The organism is Butyrivibrio sp. AD3002, from assembly GCF_000420905.1.
Lineage (GTDB): Bacteria > Bacillota > Clostridia > Lachnospirales > Lachnospiraceae > Butyrivibrio.
The window spans coordinates 137,244-158,006 of record NZ_ATVV01000005.1 but is presented as its reverse complement, the minus strand read 5'-3'; the positions used below and the strand labels follow the sequence as shown (position 1 = coordinate 158,006).

General features: G+C 41.8%; 16 protein-coding genes and 1 pseudogene. 1 reads left to right on the top strand and 16 read right to left on the bottom strand.

The window, feature by feature from the left end:
• Positions 1-9 precede the first annotated feature (9 nt).
• Positions 10-612 (top strand): TetR/AcrR family transcriptional regulator, encoded by a 603-nt coding sequence (locus G596_RS0105820; RefSeq protein WP_022760905.1) that lies wholly within the window; start codon positions 10-12, stop codon positions 610-612.
• 213 nt (positions 613-825) lie between these two features.
• Here G596_RS0105820 and G596_RS26070 read toward each other — a convergent pair.
• From G596_RS26070 to G596_RS0105745, 16 genes and pseudogenes are all read right to left on the bottom strand, one after another.
• Positions 826-963 (bottom strand): annotated as a pseudogene (locus tag G596_RS26070) (hypothetical protein); the annotation flags it as partial.
• A gap of 124 nt (positions 964-1,087) precedes the next feature.
• On the bottom strand, positions 1,088-1,702 hold the full coding sequence (locus tag G596_RS25170) for a hypothetical protein (RefSeq protein WP_022760904.1): 615 nt from the start codon (positions 1,700-1,702) through the stop codon (positions 1,088-1,090).
• 60 nt (positions 1,703-1,762) lie between these two features.
• Positions 1,763-2,944 carry an acetyl-CoA C-acetyltransferase gene (locus G596_RS0105810; RefSeq protein ID WP_022760903.1) on the bottom strand — a complete coding sequence of 394 codons (1,182 nt, stop codon included), beginning with the start codon at positions 2,942-2,944 and terminating at the stop codon, positions 1,763-1,765.
• 161 nt (positions 2,945-3,105) lie between these two features.
• Positions 3,106-4,239 carry a pre-peptidase C-terminal domain-containing protein gene (locus G596_RS0105805; protein WP_022760902.1) on the bottom strand — a complete coding sequence of 378 codons (1,134 nt, stop codon included), beginning with the start codon at positions 4,237-4,239 and terminating at the stop codon, positions 3,106-3,108.
• A gap of 110 nt (positions 4,240-4,349) precedes the next feature.
• Entirely contained in the window at positions 4,350-5,498 is a 1,149-nt protein-coding gene (locus G596_RS0105800) for a hypothetical protein (RefSeq protein ID WP_022760901.1), read from the bottom strand.
• Between the two features lie 161 nt (positions 5,499-5,659).
• Positions 5,660-7,783, bottom strand: coding sequence for an RNA polymerase sigma factor (locus G596_RS23575; protein ID WP_196805195.1), 2,124 nt, complete (start codon positions 7,781-7,783; stop codon positions 5,660-5,662).
• Positions 7,784-7,943: 160 nt separating this feature from the next.
• Complete coding sequence (locus G596_RS0105790) at positions 7,944-9,068, bottom strand: hypothetical protein (RefSeq protein ID WP_022760899.1); 1,125 nt, start codon at positions 9,066-9,068, stop codon at positions 7,944-7,946.
• A gap of 101 nt (positions 9,069-9,169) precedes the next feature.
• Positions 9,170-11,476, bottom strand: coding sequence for a glycogen/starch/alpha-glucan phosphorylase (locus G596_RS0105785; protein WP_022760898.1), 2,307 nt, complete (start codon positions 11,474-11,476; stop codon positions 9,170-9,172).
• Between the two features lie 256 nt (positions 11,477-11,732).
• Positions 11,733-12,722, bottom strand: coding sequence for a LacI family DNA-binding transcriptional regulator (locus tag G596_RS0105780; RefSeq protein ID WP_022760897.1), 990 nt, complete (start codon positions 12,720-12,722; stop codon positions 11,733-11,735).
• 3 nt (positions 12,723-12,725) lie between these two features.
• Entirely contained in the window at positions 12,726-13,808 is a 1,083-nt protein-coding gene (locus tag G596_RS0105775; RefSeq protein WP_022760896.1) for an SGNH/GDSL hydrolase family protein, read from the bottom strand.
• A 155-nt stretch (positions 13,809-13,963) separates the two neighbouring features.
• Complete coding sequence (locus G596_RS21130; RefSeq protein ID WP_207637796.1) at positions 13,964-14,497, bottom strand: VanZ family protein; 534 nt, start codon at positions 14,495-14,497, stop codon at positions 13,964-13,966.
• Positions 14,498-14,571: 74 nt separating this feature from the next.
• Positions 14,572-15,897: an FxLYD domain-containing protein gene (locus tag G596_RS0105765; RefSeq protein WP_022760894.1), complete on the bottom strand. Its 1,326-nt coding sequence runs from the start codon at positions 15,895-15,897 to the stop codon at positions 14,572-14,574.
• A 124-nt stretch (positions 15,898-16,021) separates the two neighbouring features.
• Positions 16,022-17,173 (bottom strand): FecR domain-containing protein, encoded by a 1,152-nt coding sequence (locus G596_RS0105760; protein WP_022760893.1) that lies wholly within the window; start codon positions 17,171-17,173, stop codon positions 16,022-16,024.
• A gap of 86 nt (positions 17,174-17,259) precedes the next feature.
• Positions 17,260-17,781, bottom strand: a complete 522-nt coding sequence (locus G596_RS0105755; protein WP_022760892.1) for a cysteine hydrolase family protein — start codon at positions 17,779-17,781, stop codon at positions 17,260-17,262.
• A gap of 90 nt (positions 17,782-17,871) precedes the next feature.
• The gene (locus G596_RS0105750; RefSeq protein WP_022760891.1) at positions 17,872-18,774 is read right to left on the bottom strand and encodes an AAA family ATPase; all 903 of its coding nucleotides are present in this window, start codon (positions 18,772-18,774) and stop codon (positions 17,872-17,874) included.
• A 513-nt stretch (positions 18,775-19,287) separates the two neighbouring features.
• Positions 19,288-20,760: a hypothetical protein gene (locus tag G596_RS0105745; protein WP_022760890.1), complete on the bottom strand. Its 1,473-nt coding sequence runs from the start codon at positions 20,758-20,760 to the stop codon at positions 19,288-19,290.
• Between the last annotated feature and the right edge of the window lie 3 nt (positions 20,761-20,763).

Below are 20,763 nucleotides of genomic sequence, written 5' to 3'. Positions count from 1 at the left end.
GATTTATTTATGGGAAAATGGGATGAAAACAAAAAACTGAAACTTGATTCTCTCTTAAACACCTCCTTTGAGTTGTTCACTTCGCAGGGAATCAATCAGACGTCAATTTCCGACATTGTTAAGAAAGCCGGAGTTGCGAAGGGAACCTTTTATCTGTATTTCAAAGACAAATATGATATAAGGAACCGTTTGATTGCGCGTAAATCAAATCAGCTCTTTGGTGTCGCTTACGAAGAACTTCTAAAGGAAGACCTTCATTCGGTTGAGGATAAGATTATTTTCATGATGAAGCATATTCTCATTGAGCTTTCAAATAATCATATGCTCCTATCCCTTATTTATAAGGATCTCAGCTGGGCTCTGTTTAAGGAGGCCATGACCACGAACATTGATGACTCCGAGACTGACTTCCTGAGGATAATCACCAAGATGTTTGAGGAATCCGAGGTGAAATATCGAAATCCCGAGCTCATGATGTTTCTGATAGTCGAGATGGTCAGCTCTGCCGGTTACAGTTCTATTATCTACAAGCAGCCACAGCCACTTGATGAACTGATGCCCGAACTTGAATACGCTGTTCGCGGCATTATGAAAACCTATGAAATAAAGTAAATTGCAAATATCCTTTAATCGAAATAACCCGCGTTGGCAAGACGCGGGTTTTTCAGGTAGGAGATTTCTTATGACTATGTATGTCATTTAGTTAGCTTTTGCTAACACGGTTATATTAGCACAGACTAACATTCATTGCAAGTACTTATTTTTTAAAATGAAGCTCATAGTAATATGCCGCAATAAGAATAAGATTCGCAAAAATCCAGGCAGTTATCTCACCATAATAGATGCCGCGGCAGCCAACGGGATTCTGCTGTTACCGCGGCTTCTTAATGTTGCGGCAAAAAACTGATAAAATACAAGAAACGGAACACCTGCAAAAATCACGCTTACATAAGTCTTTGCATAATCGAACGCCTCTGTCTTTGCTCATACCGTTCCCTCTAATTACTTTTTTATTTCATAGGAATTACCTATACAATAAATAGCTTTGGTATCCATAAATTGCATGGATACCAAAGTCTATGATCACTTATCTTCCCAGGTTGCCAAAAAAGGCATCTCCCGAGTCACCATGTTTATTGCCGCCCCGGCCGTCTCCTCCAAAGTCGTCGTCTGAGCCGTATTCTTCATCCGGATAATCATCGTCTTCGTCGTCCTCATCCGGATAGTTATCTTCGGAATCATCCTCGAAGTCTTCCTCATCCTCATCATAGTCTTCGTCGGATTCATCTTCCTCATCGTACTCGTCTTCGTCGTCCTCGTCATCATCGTCTTCTTCGAAGTCGTACTCATCATCTTCGGCTTCCTCAAAGTCGCCGTCGTACTCCATGTCGTAGTACCCCTCTTCTTCAAGACGTTCTCTGACATCGCGGTCGAAATCAAGCTCGTAATCATTCGGATTAAGTCCAACATCCTCAAGCATCTCTCGGCGCTCATCTTCTTCCGCGCGAAGGAATTCCTCAAAATCAAGTCCCGCATTGCAGACAGCTTCTACGAGTTCAGCGTCTACGTATACTGTGAAGTCCGCATCATTGCCGTCGAAGTCGTCATCCACATAGGGGAGATTTTCAGGAAAAAGAGAAAACATTTTTCCGTTTTCATCAAAGTCTAAAGGGCCGAAGCCTTTACCAAGGTTTACGTTCATATAACCCTCATCCGTCAGCTAAAGCTGACACCTTCCCCCTTAGGGGGAAGGCATAATATCTTAGTCTCGTTCAACGATTGCCGCAGCTCCCATTCCGCCGCCTACGCAAAGAGTAGCGAGTCCCTTCTTGGCGTCGCGTCTCTGCATCTCATAGAGAAGTGTTACAAGAATACGGCAGCCTGAGCATCCTACCGGGTGTCCAAGGGCGATAGCGCCGCCGTTTACATTGAGCTTGTTAAGGTCAAAGCCGAGATCCTTACCAACTGCAACTGACTGAGCAGCGAATGCCTCGTTAGCCTCAATAAGATCAAAGTCAGAAATCTGATAGCCAGCCTTAGCCATTGTCTTCTTGGTTGCAGCAACAGGACCGATACCCATGATGCGGGGCTCAACGCCTGCAAGCTCACCGGCAATCCATGTAGCCATGGGCTTGATGCCAAGCTCCTTAGCCTTCTCTTCACTCATAACTACGATAGCTGCTGCGCCGTCGTTGATACCTGAAGAGTTAGCTGCTGTTACCATTCCATCAGGTTTGAAAGCGGGACGGAGCTTAGAGATGCTCTCCTTTGTTACACCTGCTCTGGGGCCTTCATCCTTAGCAAACATAACAGTTTCCTTCTTAACCTTTACAGGAACGGGAACGATCTCCTCATCAAATACGCCATTAGCCTGTGCCTTCTCGCACTTCTGCTGAGAATTTGCAGCAAACTCGTCGAGCTCTTCTCTTGTAAGTCCCCACTGCTCACAGATATTCTCAGCTGTGATACCCATGTGGAAGCCTCCGAACGCATCTGTAAGTGCATCCTTGATCATTGTATCGATGAGCTCACCGTTGTTCATACGGTAACCAAATCTTGCATTCTGAAGTGCATAAGGTGCACGAGACATACTCTCTGTACCACCTGCTACGATAATATCTGCATCTCCCATAGAGATAAGCTTTGCTGCAAGGTTTACACAGTGAAGACCTGATCCGCAAAGTACGTTAATTGTAGTTGCAGGAACCTCAACCGGTATTCCTGCATTAACTGCTGCCTGACGTGCTACGTTCTGGCCTGTACCTGCCTGAATTACGCAGCCCATATATACTTCATCTACCTGCTCAGGCTTTACACCTGAACGCTTCAGTGCTTCCTTAATTACGATTGTTCCAAGATCCGGAGCCGGAATGTCCTTAAGGGCACCTCCCATAACGCCAATCGCTGTTCTACAAGCTCCTGCCAAAACTACTTTTCGTGCCATGCCTTTCTTTTCCTCCTTATAATGAAAATTGTTTTATTTTTTCCGGAATTTGTGATGATAATTCCGGATGAATTCCAAAACGAAATACAATAATATTATATCAAAAGCTCTATGATTAGTAAAAATCCGGGAAACCCAAAAGCTTCCCGGATTCTGAATGATTATTTTATTTTTACACTCTTTGCATCTGACCAGTCTGAATAATATTTGACATTATTATGCTCGATATAAGTTCTGACTCTGAAGTAATATTTCTTATGTCTCTTAAGCTTGTTTATTTTTATCTTCCTTTTATTATTTCCCGCAATTTGTGTCTTTGCAATTTCGAAAGATTTTGTTTTTACATTCTTCGAAAAATTCTTGTTAGTCGAGAACTGGATTTCGTAACCATTAACGCCCGTAACGTCCTTAATGGTTATCTCTGCCTTTTTCTTACCGGGAGATTTTACCTTGGTTACTTTTCCGTTTTCAATTTTGGCATTGTTTAATGAGAAGGTATATTTTACCTGATTACCCTCAATTTTTAAGTAATATGTACCCGGTGCTAAATAAATATCGCTGGATGCCGGTGATCCTGAACACGCTTTTCCCAGATGTTGTTTCTCAAACAGGTCTTGATTATATAAAGTTGCGTCCGCATAATTGTATCCGGAAACGACCTCGCTTTCAGCCACAGCCGTATAATGATACTTACCTTCCTGGGTGATGTTCACCTTATACCAATCCTCTGCATCAGTGGCTGTAAAAGAATCCGTCACAGAAGTGTTCAGAGTATATTCCTTTGGATTGTCATAGGTATCCTTTCCATTTTCTGATACACCATAGCTCTCAAATACTGTCTTTAATCTATAGCTCTGTTTTTGGCTTCTATTACGGGGACTTTCACTTGATACTCTGATGTAATATGTGCCTGCTGAAAGAGCCTTGGAATCCGTTCCTGTCCATGCTGAATCATCTACATTCATCTGACCTGTAGTCATTACTCTATATGACGTATCATTGCTATTGAAAACATCTAAACCTATATGACTGGTGTTTTTTAACATAAGACCAATCTTGAATATACCATCTGACGGTAATGTAACTTTATAGAAATCCTGGCTGGCAACACCTATTTCATTCCATCCGGTCCACTCCATATTTGCCGGCAATTCTACAGTTGTATCAAAAGTGCTTCCGCCCGCAGCTTCGGCAACAATTTTAGTTTCCGGATTAAAGGCACCGATTGGACTAACTGCCATAGTTAATGCCAAAAGCACTCCCCCAAATTTCTTTAGCAATTTTTCTTTTTTCATCCTCTTTTCCCTCTTTTCTTCGAAATGTCATACAACTTCACAAGTATACCACAAAATATAAAAAAATCCGAGAACCTTAAAGCTTCCCGGATTTTGAATGTTTATTACATTTATTTAATTTTTGTATTCTTTACGTTTGACCAGTCGGAGTAAAATCTTGACTTGTTTGATTCTACATAGCCTCTGATTCTAAAATAGTATTTCTTATGTCTCTTAAGCTTGCCAATGGTGATTTTTCTGTAACCGTTTCCAATGTTCTCAGCCTTATCATTCTCAAAAGATTTTGATTTTACATTTTTTTTGAAATTCTTGTCAGTTGAGTACTGAATCTGATAGCCATTAGCATCTTTTGCTTCCTTGAAGGTAACCTCTACCTTTTTCTTCTTGGGTGACTTTACTTTTGTTATTTTACTCTTTTTGATTGTAGAGCCCTTTACAGAAAAAGAATATTTTGTGTTTTTGCCTTCAAGCTTTATGTAATACACTCCGGGAGTAAGATAAGCATCTCCTGTTTTAATCTCCTGAGTATATCCTCCATTTCTTTCAAGCGAAAGCTTTTCTTCTGTCAAATCAGAATTCATTATTTTAGCATTACAGGTTATTGATCCACCTTCAAAACCATAACTGGTAATGCTAAAAATATACTTTCCTTCTTTATCTACATTAAATCTGTACCAATCCATGTTCTCTGTCCAAGTAAATGCATCTGTAGCTACAGTATTGATTGTATATTCCTTAGGATTATCATAGCTATCTTCGACACTTTCAGATGTTCCGTAACTATTAAAACTGGTCTTTATCTTATAGTTCTGATAACCATTACCCTTATCTTTATTTCTGACACCCTTTCCAGTAACTTCAATGTAGTAAGTTCCCGCTGACAAAACACGTTTATCGGATTCTGTAACAGGAGCATCTTCTTCTGTCCCGAAAATAGTTTGTACATGACACAAGATATCAGTGTTCTTCTCTTTCCGAAGAAATGCGTTCACGCCATAACAATTCTTAAATGCAGCACTTAATGTAAGCTCCCCATCTTCAGCCAAAACCACTTTGTAGAAGTGTGTTCCTCCATCAACAAGTGGTGTCCATGCTGTCCATTCTGAATTAGGCGTTAGCACAGTTGCCGTATCCTGTGTCTCACCTGCTGCCTTAGTCGTAAGTTTTGTCTCAGGAGCAAATGCACTAAAAGCTGCAACTGACATAAACATTGCAAGAAGCAAAGCTCCTGTCCTTTTTAATAATCCATTTTTCTTCATCTTCTTTTCCCTCTTTTCCTTATCTTATTTTTGTTGTTCTATCTATAAGTACCGGCGGGTTTTGATTTGGTTTTATATTTTTGAAAAATTTTTAAAAAAATTTTTTTGCACGAAAAAAGTGGCTGTAGACTAAACAACTGCCTCTTTTAACTATGCTTAATTTATTTTGCGCTTTCAATTACAGACTTAATCGCACCGGCTGAGGTGTCTGAATAAAACATGAGTAGTGTAGCATCCGTTGGTTGATACAGGGTTTTAATATCGGAATCACCATTTGGATAATCTATCCATTCAACTTCGCCTTCATATATCTGATTTGTGGTATTACTTTTACCATCATAATCATATACGAATTCATATCCCATGTGCACCGAAGATCCGTAGAAGCCATCATGTGAATTCTTTCCCCAGTAATCACCAACATGAGCTCCCAGAGTTTCTCCCATTTTAATCCAATCGGATTTAGCATCCACCCAGGTGTAAATGTTCATCATGTAATCAGCCTCACAGGTTCCCTGCTGGACTATAAACTCCGGAATACCATCAGCCGTAACATCATACACAAAGTAAAGTGGATAATAGCTATCAACTATTCCTTCCGCCTGTTTTTGCTTTATAAGCTCAGCTGCCTTTTTCGCCATAAGCTCCGAATTCATTGATACTTTCGAACTGCTTACTTTCCATTTCGAATAGTCAAAAGTGCTGCAATCCTTAATGATAAGGCCACCGAAAATATCCGGATTTCCACCCTTTACAGCTGTTGCGGTGAAGGGAAACAAACTGGGTGCTGACCCGGGTTCATCATCCAGTGATTTCCAACTGTATTGTCCGGTCAACGTATATGTTCCGTCTCCATTATTTTTTATATCAAGTCCTTCATAGGCATAATAGTCCATTGCCAATTCGCCTTCTCCGAGCAGATTGTCAGAGTCGACAGTGACGCCATTATCATCAAAATCGTAATCAGCGGATATTTCTATACCAAGGGCATTATAGAAATCCTTTACAAAAGGAACGTCCAGTTTATCATCCTTTTTCCAAGGGAAGGCCTTTTTTCCTTCAGGGTTATTCCATAATGTATATACAGCATACAATCTTGCACAAAATACAAAGTTCCCTGCGTCCAGCCAATCTTGAGAATAAAAGCCGATGGCATCAACAATCTGAATTTTCTCATCTTCTGTAAGGGTTACATCATCAGATGTATTATCCGGGCTTTCATCATTGTTTCCATCATTGTTTTCTCCACTTCCTGATGGTATTGTGCCATCTTGATTCTGAGAATCATTGGATTGTCCTTCAGAATCCCCCTGATTAACCGCTTCCGCTAACCCTTCCAGATCCTCATCACTCGCATCCGCTAATTTCTCTGTTTTTGCAGCATTCTGATTCACCACATAATAAGTCGCTCCGGCACCTGCGCCCGCTCCGGCCAGAATCGCGCCGGCAATTATCAGAGCTTTCACGCCTATCGATATTCCGGCACCTGTGGCAGCAGTCCCTGCTGCGCCTGCAACTGCAACACCTGTAGCAGCCATATTTGCTGACATTCCTGCTCCCGCATTGCCAAGTGCTATAGCTCCGGGTGTAAGTCCGACATGCGCACAGCTTCCCGCATAGATGCCCTCTGCAGCCTTTGCGGAGAGCTTCGTATTCTCTGACATAAGCCTGATAGCATAGTACAAAGTAGGAAGTGCAACAACGTGAAGTCTGATACCGTCTCGCTTTTCTGTTACCTCAACCTTATCCTTGAGGAATTTGCGCGCATAGTTCAGGCGGCTCTTAACCGTTCCCTCCGAGCAATCCTGCATCTGCGCAATTTCTCCGACTGAAAAACCATCAAAATAATAAGCGATAACCGCAGCTTTCTGAACCTCCGGAAGCTCATCGATGAACTCCTGAATTATCCTGCTTGTTTCCTTCTGATCTGCCGACAGCTCAGGCAGTGACGCAAGGTCGTTACTCTCAAGTGTCTCGAAGATATCATTTCCTTCCTCATCGCCATTTAGAAGCACATCTTTTTTCTTGCGAAAGATTTTCATTCCCTGATTATGGCAGATTCCGTCCAACCATCCGAAAAGAGACTCCGCATTCTGCAGTCTCTTTATGTTTTTGTAGGCCTCAATATATACAATCTGTGTCAAATCCTGCGCATCAGCCTCATCCTTCATGTATGCCTTTGCACGGAAATAAACGTGATTGTAGGTTGCTGAATATACCGCATTGAAGCCCTCTTCTTTTCCCGCCGCCATATCCTCAATGGCTCTTATAAGCTTTTCATCCATTCTACACATCTCCATATTTATTATCTTATAGTTGTCGAAACCGCTCTCCTCCTTTTCCTGGTTCTACTTATTAGTACCCTTGAAAAGCCGTTTGGTTTTACATCTTTAAAAAAAATTTCTAATAATGTTTATGATAAGCAGAGGGTGCCCTATTTTGTTGTCATTTCTTCAAATTTACCCCTACTTTTTTGCTCCACTTGGAATAAACTTTCTGCCTTCCAACATTTTTATAAGTACGCATGCGCAGGTAGAATTTCTTACCATATTTTAAGTGCTTGAATTTCTTGGTTGCGGCACCCGGCTTATCTATAAAAATCGAACCCACCTTGTTTCTGAATTTCTTGTTAGTGCTGAACTGAATTTCATAGCCATCGATTACGGATTTCACTTTTTTCCATTTGAGCTTTAGTGTCGATTTTCCGATGATGACATCGTTTAGCTTTGTCTTTTTCATATAGGGATCGACAGGTACCGTCCCCTTGGGCTCTGTTCCCGTATAAAGTCCGGGTTCAAGCTGTCCGTTTTCGAAAAGAGCATTAAGCGTTGAGGTTTTGTATTTCGAATAAACGTCGTTAGGAACAGTGTGTCCCCACTGGATTCTCTTATAAGTCTGCGTCGTAAGTCCGCGTGATGAGTAGAGCTGGGTTACAGTCTGCGAGCCCGAGGCATTCTTGGTATCAATTCCGCTGGTTGCCGTGAATTTGCCTGCAGCAGCTTCATCAGTCCAGAATTCAAAGCCGCATGCATAGAAGAGGTAATCCGACTTATCAATCGATGCCGTTTTTCCCCAAAAGTGCAGCACGCAGTTCTTCATCTCATCCGCAGTAAGGTCTACCTTCGCATAGCTGTCAGTATAGGTTATGCTGTTACATTTTTTAGACTTGGAATTTTTCCACGGAAGAGTATAAACTCGAATTCCACTGGGATATGGCTGTGAGTCGATGACAATCCATTTTCTTTTGGAAAGCGAATATGCAAAGAGTTTTATTTTACCCAGATAAACCGTGAACTTCTCAGGAAGTGTCTCCCCGCTCGTCAGATAAACCGCCCCCATTGAGAGCACTCTCTTTGATTCAGGGGATGAAGTATCACTAAGAATGTGTCCGTAATATCTATTCGCCTTGATCATGAAATCACTCATCGATTCGGAGCGAAGCGTCATGGAATCATAAACAGGATCGGAGCCCTCTGCGTAAGACGTGATGGGCGCCATCAATAAAATCATGGCCGCCATCAATATTGAAAGTGAACGAGTAATAATACTTTTAGCAAAACTTTTTTTCAAACCCAAATTCCTCCTCATCTTATGCTCCCCTGCACATTGCTCTATTTTATCACATTTTCCCTAAAAAAATCCCGCCTCAAGCTTTTGAGGCGGGGTGATTATTAAAGTTTCCAGATGTCTCTGTTATACTCTTCAATTGTTCTGTCTGATGAGAAGAAGCCGGCCTTTGCAATGTTGGTAAGCATCATTCTCTTCCACTTATCACGGTTCTCGTAGTCTGCGAAAATCAAATCCTTTTCACGGATATAATCCTCGAGATCGATAAGAGTCATGAACCAGTCCTTCTTAAGGAGCTCATCCTGGAGACGCTTCAAGTTCTCCTTGTGGCCCACTGCAAGGCACTGCTTGGATGTGATGAAGTCAACTGCTTCCTTGATGACCTTGCTCTTCTTGTAGTAATCCTTGGAAACGTAGTCTGCCTTCTTGTAATGAGTGATAACTTCATCTGCACTGATACCGAAGATGTAAATGTTATCATCACCTACGAGATTGTGGATTTCTACGTTTGCACCGTCATCAGTTCCAAGAGTAACTGCACCGTTAAGCATGAACTTCATGTTACCTGTTCCTGAAGCTTCCTTACTTGCAAGTGAGATCTGCTCTGATACATCACAAGCGGGGATAAGCTTCTCAGCATAGCTTACGTTATAGTTCTCTACCATAACAACCTTCATGTAATCCTTTACATCGGGATCATTGTTAATGATCTCCTGAAGGCAGAGAAGCAGGTGAATAATATCCTGCGCAATTACATAAGCGGGAGCAGCCTTCGCACCAAAAATAAATGTGATGGGACGCGCGGGCTTCTTGCCGCCCTTGATTTCCAGATACTTGTGGATGATGTAAAGGGCATTCATTTGCTGACGCTTGTACTCATGAAGTCTCTTAACCTGAATGTCGAAGATGGAGTTAGGATCAACCTCAACGTTCTCCTTCTGCTTAAGGTAAGCAGCGAGCTCTTCCTTCTTCTGATGCTTGATGGCATCAAGCTTATCCAGAGTCTCCTGATCGTCGATGAACTTAAGGAGATCCTCAAGCTTATCAGCATCCTTCTTGAATCCGTCACCGATCTTATCAGAGATGAACTCAGTAAGAGGATGGTTACAGGACATAAGCCATCTTCTGAAGGTTACGCCGTTTGTCTTGTTATTGAACTTCTCAGGATATAGCTTGTAAAAATCATTAAGCTCTGAGTTTTTCAGAATCTCAGTGTGGATGGCAGCAACACCATTTACGGAGAAACCGTAGTGGATGTCAATAAATGCCATGTGTACCTTCTTATCCTTGTCAATGATCTGAACTGCAGGATCCTTAACCTTAGCACGGATTCTCTTATCAAGCTCCTTAATGTAAGGAACGAGCTGCGGAACAGCCTTCTCGATATACTTAAGAGGCCACGTCTCAAGTGCCTCTGCGAGAATTGTGTGGTTTGTATAAGCGCAAGTCTTAGATACAACATCGATGGCATCATCCATTGAAAATGCCTTATCCTCAACAAGAATTCTGATGAGTTCGGGAATAATCATTGTGGGGTGCGTATCGTTGATCTGGATAACTGCATGCTTATTGAGCTCGCGAAGGTCATACTGATGCTCCTTCTGCTCCTTCAGGATGAGCTGAGCTGCATTACTTACAAGGAAGTACTCCTGATAAATTCTAAGGAGGTTACCCGCCTCATCGGAATCATCGGGATAGAGGAAAAGTGTGAGATTCTTCTCAATCTCTTCCTTATCAAAAGTGATGCCCTTCTTTACAAGGCTCTCATCAACTGTCTCAACATCAAAAAGTCTGAGTTTGTTAACACCTGTGTCATAGCCGACAACATTCATATTGTAGAGTCTTGAAACTACTTTCTTTTTGCCAAAAGCAACCTCGAATGTAGTGTCTGTCTTCTCAAGCCAGGATTCATTCTCAATCCACGCATCCTTCTCTGCAGTCTGAAGGTTGTCCTTGAACACCTGCTTAAAGAGACCATAGTGGTAGTTAAGGCCGATACCCTCTCCTGAAAGTCCCAGGGTTGCAATTGAATCAAGGAAACATGCTGCAAGTCTTCCGAGACCGCCGTTACCAAGTGAAGGCTCGGGCTCGCACTCCTCGATGGCTGCAAGGCTCTTGCCGTTCTTTTCAAGAATCTCGCTTACCTTATCATAAATTCTGAGGTTGATAAGGTTATTTGAAAGGAGCTTTCCGATAAGGAACTCCATTGAAATATAATATATCTTCTTCTCGCCGCCTGTAATCTGCGCTACATCCATAAGACGATTTGAGTACTCAAGAAGAACAACATAGGTCTCCTTATCGCTCAAATCTTTAAGGCTCTTGCCGAACTTCTCGTTCGCAATGCCGCTAAGTGACTCCTCCATATTGGTTACTAAAACGTCCTGCTGTAAATTACTGTGCTGACTCATAATTCCTCCTTTCGCCTTTTTGGAGAAAACGTTTTCTCCAAAACTGAATATATCATATCATGCGAAAACGTTTTCCGCAATATTAATTTTTTCGAAATTTTTTGACTGTTGTATTCTTTGAATAACAGAACCTATTGCAGACTCGGAATCAATGATTCCTCGTTGTAGGGCTACCGCCCTATGAAGAAAATAAAAATGATCAAGCTTTGTGCAAGCACAGCCTGATCATTTTTATTTTCTTCGCACTGCAATAGGTTTAACAGATGATGTCTTCATATTTAAGTCTAACTAATGTATGAGGTAGGCGGACCTTCCTGCCGGCGGAGCCGTTGAGGAGGCGGTTCAATTCGCAGACTGCCTCGGCTGAAACATTGTTGAAATTCTGCTTAACCGTATTCATCTGCTTACCAACGTACCCCATCAGAATGATACCGTCGAAACCGCAGACCGGTCTGAAAATATCCATATCGATAAGGGCTTTCATCGCACCAATTGCCATCAAGTCGGAACCGCAGACAACCACATCCCTGTTCTTTGCATACTTAAGAGTAAGATTTCGCGCCTTTAATTCGGAGAAGTCGCCATTGCGGATGAAAAGCTTAAGCTTCTTCTTTTTCGCAAGATCCTCCATTGCTCTTATCTTCTCGTCAGTAACGAAACTGTTTCTCATACCGGCGATGTAGAGAATCTTCTTACACTTATTCTCGCGTATAGTCTTCTCTGCTACATCATACTGAGCCTGATAATGATCAACGCCCACAACTGATGTGTTTTCATTTATATTGGCGCCGTCCACCACAACTATCTTGAATTTCTGTGAATCAACCAGCTGATGAAGAACCTTATCATCGTTGTTCATTCCGAAAATGACTATTCCGCTGATACTCTGAGACGCAAAGTATCTGATCATCTCCTCTAAATTCATCTCAGCAATAACAGAATAGAACACAGTTATGACATCGAGCTTTTTCTCCTGAGCCATGGCGAGAGCACCTGAGATATACTGCATATCTATCTCATCTATCGCCTGCGTCTTCATATTTAACTTCAAAAGAAGCGCTATCCTTCCCGATCTCTTCGAGGACAGCGCAGCCGCAACCTGGTTAGGGACGAAGTTTAAATGGTCAACTGCCTCCATAACCTTCTTCTGAGTTGATTCACTTATGTTCGGATAATGATTTAAAACCTTAGAAACTGTTGAAATGGCAACTCCCGCTTCTCTTGCCACATCCTTAATGGATACCATGTATCATGCTTCCTTCTGCGCTGCAACCTGATTCATATAGTATGTATACAGCGTCTTATAAGTATCTGAATTATAATGAAGGCCATCACCTGATGAAAATCCCTTATTCTGGAGATATGAATACCCATCGAGCCATCCGATTCTGCTATCAAGCCCGCTTTTCATCTCACTGTTGAATTCTTCGATATCCGAATTGGTGATGGTGGGATAATCACTTACAGGAGTAACCGCCGCATAGTAAACGGTGGCACCTGCAGCTATCCATGAATCTACCTTCTTATTTATAAGTTTAATATATTTTTCGGCGTTGTAAAGGTCATTTACGCCATAGTTGATGATAATTGTGCTTCCGCTTCCTGCCTCAGCATCGATCTTCGGAACCGCTTCATTAGAGAAAAATGAGAAGCCCTCACCCACCTTGGCAATCCATTCGTAGTCATCCTTATCAACGGCCTGACTCATCTGAACTGTTCTGGAATCGCCGGCAAAAATGTACTCGGTACCCGGCTCCTCTTCCTGAAGATAGTCCATCTTGATATATCCGACTTCATCATCATGCTTTACCTGATACCATCCGTTATCGGTCTCTCCGAGAACTTCTACCTTTGAATCTCTGGAAATTGTATCCAGTCTGTCAAACATAATGCCCGCACCTGATCTGATATTGACACGATCATTTGAATAGTAATTCTTTACATTTTCATAAATGGTTATCGCATAGTCGGTTACCATATAATCGATATCCGATGCGTCTGTCTCCTCAGATTCTGCCTTTGGAGTTTCTGTCTCCTCAATCTCTTTTCCTGTAATACCTTCCTTCACAATAGTCTGGGTATCGGCTGCCTTGGCATTGAGAGCGGTGAATATTCCCACGGTCAGGGAACTGCTATCTGCAGCGCTTGCCGTATTATCGGCCGGCACGTGGATAGTCTCCTGTTTAGTTTCGATAGCACTCTTCTCATCAATGGCCTTCGCACCAAATTGAACAAGAAGTACTATTATAAGAAGTATGGAAGCGGCAAACACGATTCGTGCTGCCGGGATAAATTTCCTGACGTTTTTGTTCCTGTTACCTGTTCTTTTCATAAAAATACTGTTAAACTCCTTGAAATTCCTATGAGAAACAAGTTTAAAGGTTGCAAAATGTGCTTAAATACAGACATAGGGAGCGATACTGCTCCCCATAGTTCGAGATATTACTCCAATTTTACACATTCGTCAAGTTTTTGTAACATTTTTCTTTAGCTTTTCTTTTTCTCTTCTTCCTCTTTTTTCCCGAAAATACGCGTGACAATCAGCCCCATCACGCAGAAAATGCCCCAAATAAGCCATCCTATGGCACCTCCTGCTGTATTAGTCACAACATCGTCCAGCTCTGCGATTCCAAGCCCTTTTACAAACTGAATCAGCTCGATAAAAATGGAGAGAACAGCGCAGGTGAATACACACACAAAAGGATTCCTCAACCTCTTAAAAGCACTCGGCAACAGTATACCCATCGGAATGAACATAATGATATTTTCAATAAACATCGCTCTCTTTAAAGTCGTCGTGCCCCAGGAGGACCACAGTTCCAGATTTACACCCTCATATTGCCCGGGTTCTCTGCTCATGAATACTATGAAAAGAGTTGCTGTTAAATAAATCAGCAGTGCAAAAACCGCAACTGCATGTCCGGTGGTAAGCTTTCTCTCTTTTCCCAAAAGCTTACATATTACAACGTACAACAAATAGACCGCCCCGTACATCAGGGCGATCCCTATGCCTATATTCATATATTTAGTTACACTCACCAAATCCGATAGTACCTGTTTGATGAGTGTACCGTAATTACTAATTAATTCGCTTATCATTGCTTGCTAACTGCTTCCCTTGCATAGACAACACATTGAACTATGTTGGAGCGCTCCTCTCTTGTGAGAATATAGCTTACTCCGAAGCTTCTTACTGCGCCGGTATAAAAATCCGTGATGGAATCCTTTCCTACAGCGATCGCATTACCCCTGCGATCAAGCGCAACAACCGTAACCGGAATATAATCAACATTTCTGTCGGAGAGATTGGTAACATCTGCAGACAGAGTGAAATAGCCGCTTGTATTACTTCCATACATTATATTGCTTATATCAAAGTCGCTGCGAGGATCATTCGCGCACTTTTGAACATCAAGGTTGGGCATTATAAAGTACTCATGCACCCTGTAAAGTGAGAGTCCGGGATAACTTGGCTTTTGTTCTTCTTTGGATGAGCTCTCAGCTGCTGAAGAAGCTGCACCGTCCTCTGAAATAGCTGCATCGCCGGAGGTAACTTCCTCTGTACCCTCCGGTGCGCCTTCATCAGGTGCCTGTCCCTCAGGCGGTATCTCTTCGCCATTCTCATCAGCGGGAAGAAGCTCTGTGCCGCCACTACTCTGATCAGCTTCATCGACAGTAGTTCCTCCGGCAGAATCTGCGGCTGCCATGAGCTTATCTGCGCTTACTTCTATCTTTTCAACATCCTTTATTGAAGAAGAGGTCAGCCCCTCCTCCTTAAGAGCTTTTTCAAGCTCATCTATATCTATAGCGTTAAAATCCTCACCGTTTACATTTGCGGGAGCACTGTTGGCCTCTGAAGGATCAGGTGAATCTCCGGAAAGATCTCCCTCTTCAATGGTTACGCTGTCCTCTCTCGTTTTTATCTGACCGTAAGGAACGTAGAAATAACCCTTCTCACCCGGTGCGATGACATCAGGAACTGCTCTGACATAATCATAGGAATCCACAACCTCAAGGTTTCTGTCCTCTATATCAAACACCGATTCCGAGCCGAGATAGAGATTACTCTTACCAATATTCTCAATAGTAACTACTGCGTGAAAACCGGAATAAAGACCATCATCCTCATAGACAAAGGTAGTTCCGGTGATTCGATAATCGATGTTCTCAGAAGCATCAGCGCCTGTGGAAACTGAATCGCCGCTTCCACCATAGCCGCTCTCACTCTCGCCGTACTTAAAAATCCAGTTTCCGTCACTGTCATAGTAGGCCGAATTATCCAAGGCCTCCTCTTGTGAGGGCGCCTCATTGACCTGCTGGGCGGGAAGAGGGTTGTTCTTTCTATACATATAATATGCGCCGAAAATAAAGCCCCCAAGCAGCGTCACTATTAATGCAAATGTAGTAAAAGCATATTTCATAATGTTCCCCTCAAAAAATATTCTTCCGATTTTATTGTAATAAACATCCGAGGCTGTTTCAATCTTTTAATGCCAGAATGATTCTCGACAGATGAGAGGATATCCTATGAGACATCTAAAGTATTTAATCCTTGGCGGAGGTTCCTACGCCCTCATACGCATGAAACAGAACTACCGCTGTGGGACTGGGAATAATCCTGTAATGTGCGCTCTCGCTACCTGACGGCCCTGATTTTGCTGAAATCTCTCTGATCACAGTTCGTCCTCTGCCGCTATTATTATCGGATGAATTATCTGCAGAGGCCTGATCTGCCTGAGGTGCCTCCTTTGCTATCTGCTCCTCACTTACAGGCTCCGGAATTATAACAACATCACCCTCTGTGGTATAGAGTATTTTTCCTTCCTCATGCTCTCTGAAAAAGTCCATCTGTATAGCTTTTTTAGAGTCATCCTTTGCCTTTGCCGATGTATTTACAGCTGTGCTCTGATCCTTTTTGATTCTGGACTCTACAACATCACTTGTGAGGCTCCTGAAATCAAGTCCGCTCTGCTGAAATACCTTGTTTGCAAGGCTCTTATCATTTAAGAGTTCCTCAAGTACGAATCCCCTTATAGCATCAGGATTCACATCCTCTGTGACGATTTTGCAGTCACCCTCACCTTTTCCCGAAAGATAAAAATCTGCTGCCTGTCCGGCAAGGAGGATCACCGTCTTGCTCTCCCCTGACTTAAGGCTTGTGATCTTACAGTGAAGACTGCCCTCAAGAAGAGACACCCTGGTATGCTTCGAATCCAGAATCTCCACCTGTGCGCAGGTTCCTCGAACCGACATAACCATATTTGAAGTACGAATATTGAAGATCTCATTTTCCGAAAGCGCTGATGTCACATTAAAGAAAAGATTGCCGGCGTCCAGCAGAACCTCTGCCTTGCCTTCCTTCTTTCTTACTTCCGCCTTAGATAAGCTGTCCAATTTAATGTACTTTGTGCTGTCAATTTTCACAGTCGCAAAGCTTTTTGAAGATGTTGTAACCATGCTACCATTATCAAGTCGCATCTTGGTTGTGGCTTTTGTCTTTTTGCCCCTGCTGTCTGTAATGGTTATTGTTCCCTTACCGGAGGTAAGTCTTATTGCATTCTCAGTCTCGGACTTCACTTCAGCAGCTATAGCATCTCCTGAAAAGCTTATAATCAAAAAAAGAGCAACCGCAATCGCGAGCAATTTCTTGCCCACCTGAGCTGCTCTATAAATCGTATAATCGTATTCTCCCCTCATAGCGCCACCTTTCTCATAGGCCTATATGAAAATAATACGATATTTTGATAAGAATTGAAATAAAATAAGTGTAATATTTTTATGAATTAGTACACCTTTATCTGGCAGGATCTCATTGTCTCGAGAGCCGCATCATGCTTATCCGGAGTTACTCCGGCGCAGCAGGATGAATCCACACTTATCAGTACTTCCGGCATAAAAGCTTTGAGCATGAGCGCATTTGAAACCACGCATATATCAGTACATAAACCGATAAGTTCAATCTCGATATCTTCCTTCGCTGCAATGTCCTTTATCATCTCTGCAAGCTTCGTGCTTCCAAAGGTCGGCTTATCCACAATTATTGCGCCTTCTGAGAGTGCCTTTATATTCTCATCAATTTCCCATCCGGGAGTTCCCTCTATACAGTGCTCCACCGGAAGATTCGCCCCCTCCTGAGTCTGCATGTAGTCAGTCTGATGAGTATCCCTTGTGAAAATCACATCATTTTTGTCATAGCTTTTAATCTTCTCTACAACCTTCGGAACAATGCTTACCGCTTCCTTTGTTCCGAGCGCCCCATCAACAAAGTCCTTCTGCATGTCTACAACTACAAGTATTTTTCTCATTTTTCATACACCTTCCATAGAATTCAGTAGATATCAACTCTATGATTATAGCAGATTTTACTTTTTTAATTCCATGAAAAGCATAAAACTCTAGATTTGCATAAGCCTCGATCTTATCGCTCCGACAGTTCTTCCATGTCTTCTTGCTATTTCATCAAGGCCCATTCCCATCGCCCACTCGTCCTGAACTTTTCTGTCTTCCTCATCGTTCCATCCGGAATATGCACGTGCAACTATCTTTCTGCTTTCATACAGATCTGACACCGCTTCGCCCGCGATTTTTACATAAAAATCGAATACTGCCTTAGTGGTTCTAAGCAGTGTCTCACGCATATCGAAGGTCACATCCGACTCCCGGCTCATTCTGATCCTGTTTAGTCTCTCCATATAATCGGGAGTTTTACTGTTTTCAACAGGTGTTTTCAAAATGATATTTACCAGAGAAAGGTCATCCCAAAGAGATGAGTTGAACGCAAAGCGGTCCTCACCTCTCTTATAGCCCCATTCTGTCACGAAATCCGACCTATCCTCAACATTCACCTTCGGCGGTTTTTGATAGAAATCTCCAATCAGAATCAGCTGCTTATTATAGTGATCAGGATTCTCTGCAAGGCTCTTCCTCTTCACGATATCACGCAAAGTCCGGATCACATACTCAAACTCATCCACCCTGCAGCTGTTTATATCATCAATTATTATTATGTCTGCATCATTCAGAATGCTTCCCGGTTTGTGGTTATACTCACCCACCTTGATGATTCTGCCCGGAATATCAAATATTCTCTGAAGCGTATCTCCGCAGATTGCGGTCGCCTTCTTCTCCGTAGGCGCACAAATCACAATGTTGCTGTTTCTTCTCTCAGAGATAAACTTATTTATCAGGAAGGATTTGCCCGTTCCCGATATTCCGGAAAGAAAAATGTTCGCTCCGGTCCTCATGACTTCCATTGCCCGCTGCTGATCAGTTGTTAATGCATTCGATTCCTTACTCATACGTATCCCCCAATACTAAGAGTCTCGAATATTACTATCCGGCAAAATGTGAGCTTGCTGCGTTTTCTATAGTTTGTCTCCTTTGTCTGCTGTACTTGTGTATTTGCTTGAAAAAAGAATTCGTTATGATATTATATACATATAAAAGGTGCTACCGATAGACGGTTGGCTCCGTTAATTACTACAGATCAAAAAAGACCGCAGCGTTTGGAGTCGTGGCGGTCTTTTTTGATGCTTACTTTTTTGATTCTTTGTAAATACTGATGATCGTCACGATAATACTTACTATCGTAACTACAATACTCACAAGAGTAATCGCAATTTCTATCACCAAGTTTGCTCCCGTCAAAATTTCTCATACGCATCCCTCCCAATACTGAGAGTTCTCGGAATGATATACTCCGGCAAAGAGCCAACCGCCTACCGTTGTTGGCAGCACCCAAGTTATTGTATCGCACATTTGTTCGATATGCAATGATTCTTATTTCGTGCTGCGATTTACGGATTTATGTCCTATATATTCCATCTGTAATTTAGTATTCGCAAATACCACTTCATTGTATTTATGGCCCCCATTTTTCTAATCCTGTCAGTTATTCTATTTAAAGTTTTCTTTGTCATTTCATTATGTGAAACACCACCAGTATAATCGATATTCTTAAAAACTGGACAACAATACTCTATTATACGCTCTTGATGTTTTTTAGTTACTCTGTCATTCTTTGAAAATCCGAGCAAAAGTGACAATAATATACGGGAATTTACCGGATGGAATGAAATAATTCCATCCATCAAATCAAATCCCTGTTCAATCGAAGACATCCAACTTCCGACTCGCTGCTCTATCATAAATCGATTCGCTTCACTTAATTCCTGTTGGGGATGATTCTTCGACCACTTAAAATATTCTTCCAGGGACTGTTTAACCAGTAAATTATCAAAAGCATCCATATAATACAACATAAAGTCTTCAGGAGTTTTTTCTCCTAAATACTTTTCATAGTATTCAATTACTGATTCCCAAACATGTCCCCTCAGTAAGATTATTTTTGTACCTGGAACCAATATCTTCTCATATTGTCCATAAGCAAAAAAACGTTTATCTTCATCATTTGCATATCCTGAAGTATGCTCTTCATATTCACGTACTCTTTTATCTGAAAATTGCTTCTTATCCCTTTTGATATACGAATACGGTATGTTTTTCCTTTTGCATAATAGCTCAGGCAATTCTTTATCTCCGGATGAAATATTATCACGTTCCAAGGTAACACACTTCATCTCAATGCCTGCATATATGGTCAATGCGAGTACAGTCCGCGAGTCATGCCCACCGGTCAGCGGAATAACAAACTCATCATTGGGAAATAATTGCTTTAGGTTTTTCAAAGAATTCCTGAATAAATCAGTAAATAGCCTGACCCTGTCATCATCGCTTATATCATTTTCTTTAGCCTTCAGTAAATCACGCGATTCAATTATGCCACTCGTATAATGCAGCACCTGACTTGGCAGCATTCTTTTTATTTTCTTTTCACTTGTAAGCGGCCCTGGTAACCAATTGGTTCTGCCTAAGGACCTGTATATTTCAAAAGGATTATTCAGCATACCTTCCAATAACTTAAAGCTACTTGATATACCATAATCAGAGTAATATATACCTAATAATCCCGTTGCATCAAGGTACACACAATCATCAATTATCAAGACATACCTGCCGGCCCATGATTCTTCTTCAGTTAAAAGTTTCTCCTTATAATCCTTTATTCCTGATCCGGTTAATTCATCTATTATCCTTTCAGGGCTTTTTTTATCTTCCTTTACTTGCCATGCATAACCTATAAGCAGCACATTACCTACAGGATTTATGTGAAATCCGGTATCCTCTTTGCAACAGAAAAAAAAATCATTATTCAAATGAATACTGATATAGCCATCTTTATCACATTCGGTTCTGCTAATAATAAACTGCTTAGAATCCACCATTGT

Bases quoted from the DNA above. Each gene is read 5' to 3' on its own strand.
- G596_RS0105820 (WP_022760905.1), top strand. From the start codon at position 10: ATGGGAAAATGGGATGAAAACAAAAAACTGAAACTTGATTCTCTCTTA.
- G596_RS25170 (WP_022760904.1), bottom strand. From the start codon at position 1,702: ATGAACGTAAACCTTGGTAAAGGCTTCGGCCCTTTAGACTTTGATGAA.
- G596_RS0105810 (WP_022760903.1), bottom strand. From the start codon at position 2,944: ATGGCACGAAAAGTAGTTTTGGCAGGAGCTTGTAGAACAGCGATTGGC.
- G596_RS0105805 (WP_022760902.1), bottom strand. From the start codon at position 4,239: ATGAAAAAAGAAAAATTGCTAAAGAAATTTGGGGGAGTGCTTTTGGCA.
- G596_RS0105800 (WP_022760901.1), bottom strand. From the start codon at position 5,498: ATGAAGAAAAATGGATTATTAAAAAGGACAGGAGCTTTGCTTCTTGCA.
- G596_RS23575 (WP_196805195.1), bottom strand. From the start codon at position 7,783: ATGGATGAAAAGCTTATAAGAGCCATTGAGGATATGGCGGCGGGAAAA.
- G596_RS0105785 (WP_022760898.1), bottom strand. From the start codon at position 11,476: ATGAGTCAGCACAGTAATTTACAGCAGGACGTTTTAGTAACCAATATG.
- G596_RS0105780 (WP_022760897.1), bottom strand. From the start codon at position 12,722: ATGGTATCCATTAAGGATGTGGCAAGAGAAGCGGGAGTTGCCATTTCA.
- G596_RS0105775 (WP_022760896.1), bottom strand. From the start codon at position 13,808: ATGAAAAGAACAGGTAACAGGAACAAAAACGTCAGGAAATTTATCCCG.
- G596_RS21130 (WP_207637796.1), bottom strand. From the start codon at position 14,497: ATGAATATAGGCATAGGGATCGCCCTGATGTACGGGGCGGTCTATTTG.
- G596_RS0105765 (WP_022760894.1), bottom strand. From the start codon at position 15,897: ATGAAATATGCTTTTACTACATTTGCATTAATAGTGACGCTGCTTGGG.
- G596_RS0105760 (WP_022760893.1), bottom strand. From the start codon at position 17,173: ATGAGGGGAGAATACGATTATACGATTTATAGAGCAGCTCAGGTGGGC.
- G596_RS0105755 (WP_022760892.1), bottom strand. From the start codon at position 17,781: ATGAGAAAAATACTTGTAGTTGTAGACATGCAGAAGGACTTTGTTGAT.
- G596_RS0105750 (WP_022760891.1), bottom strand. From the start codon at position 18,774: ATGAGTAAGGAATCGAATGCATTAACAACTGATCAGCAGCGGGCAATG.
- G596_RS0105745 (WP_022760890.1), bottom strand. From the start codon at position 20,760: ATGGTGGATTCTAAGCAGTTTATTATTAGCAGAACCGAATGTGATAAA.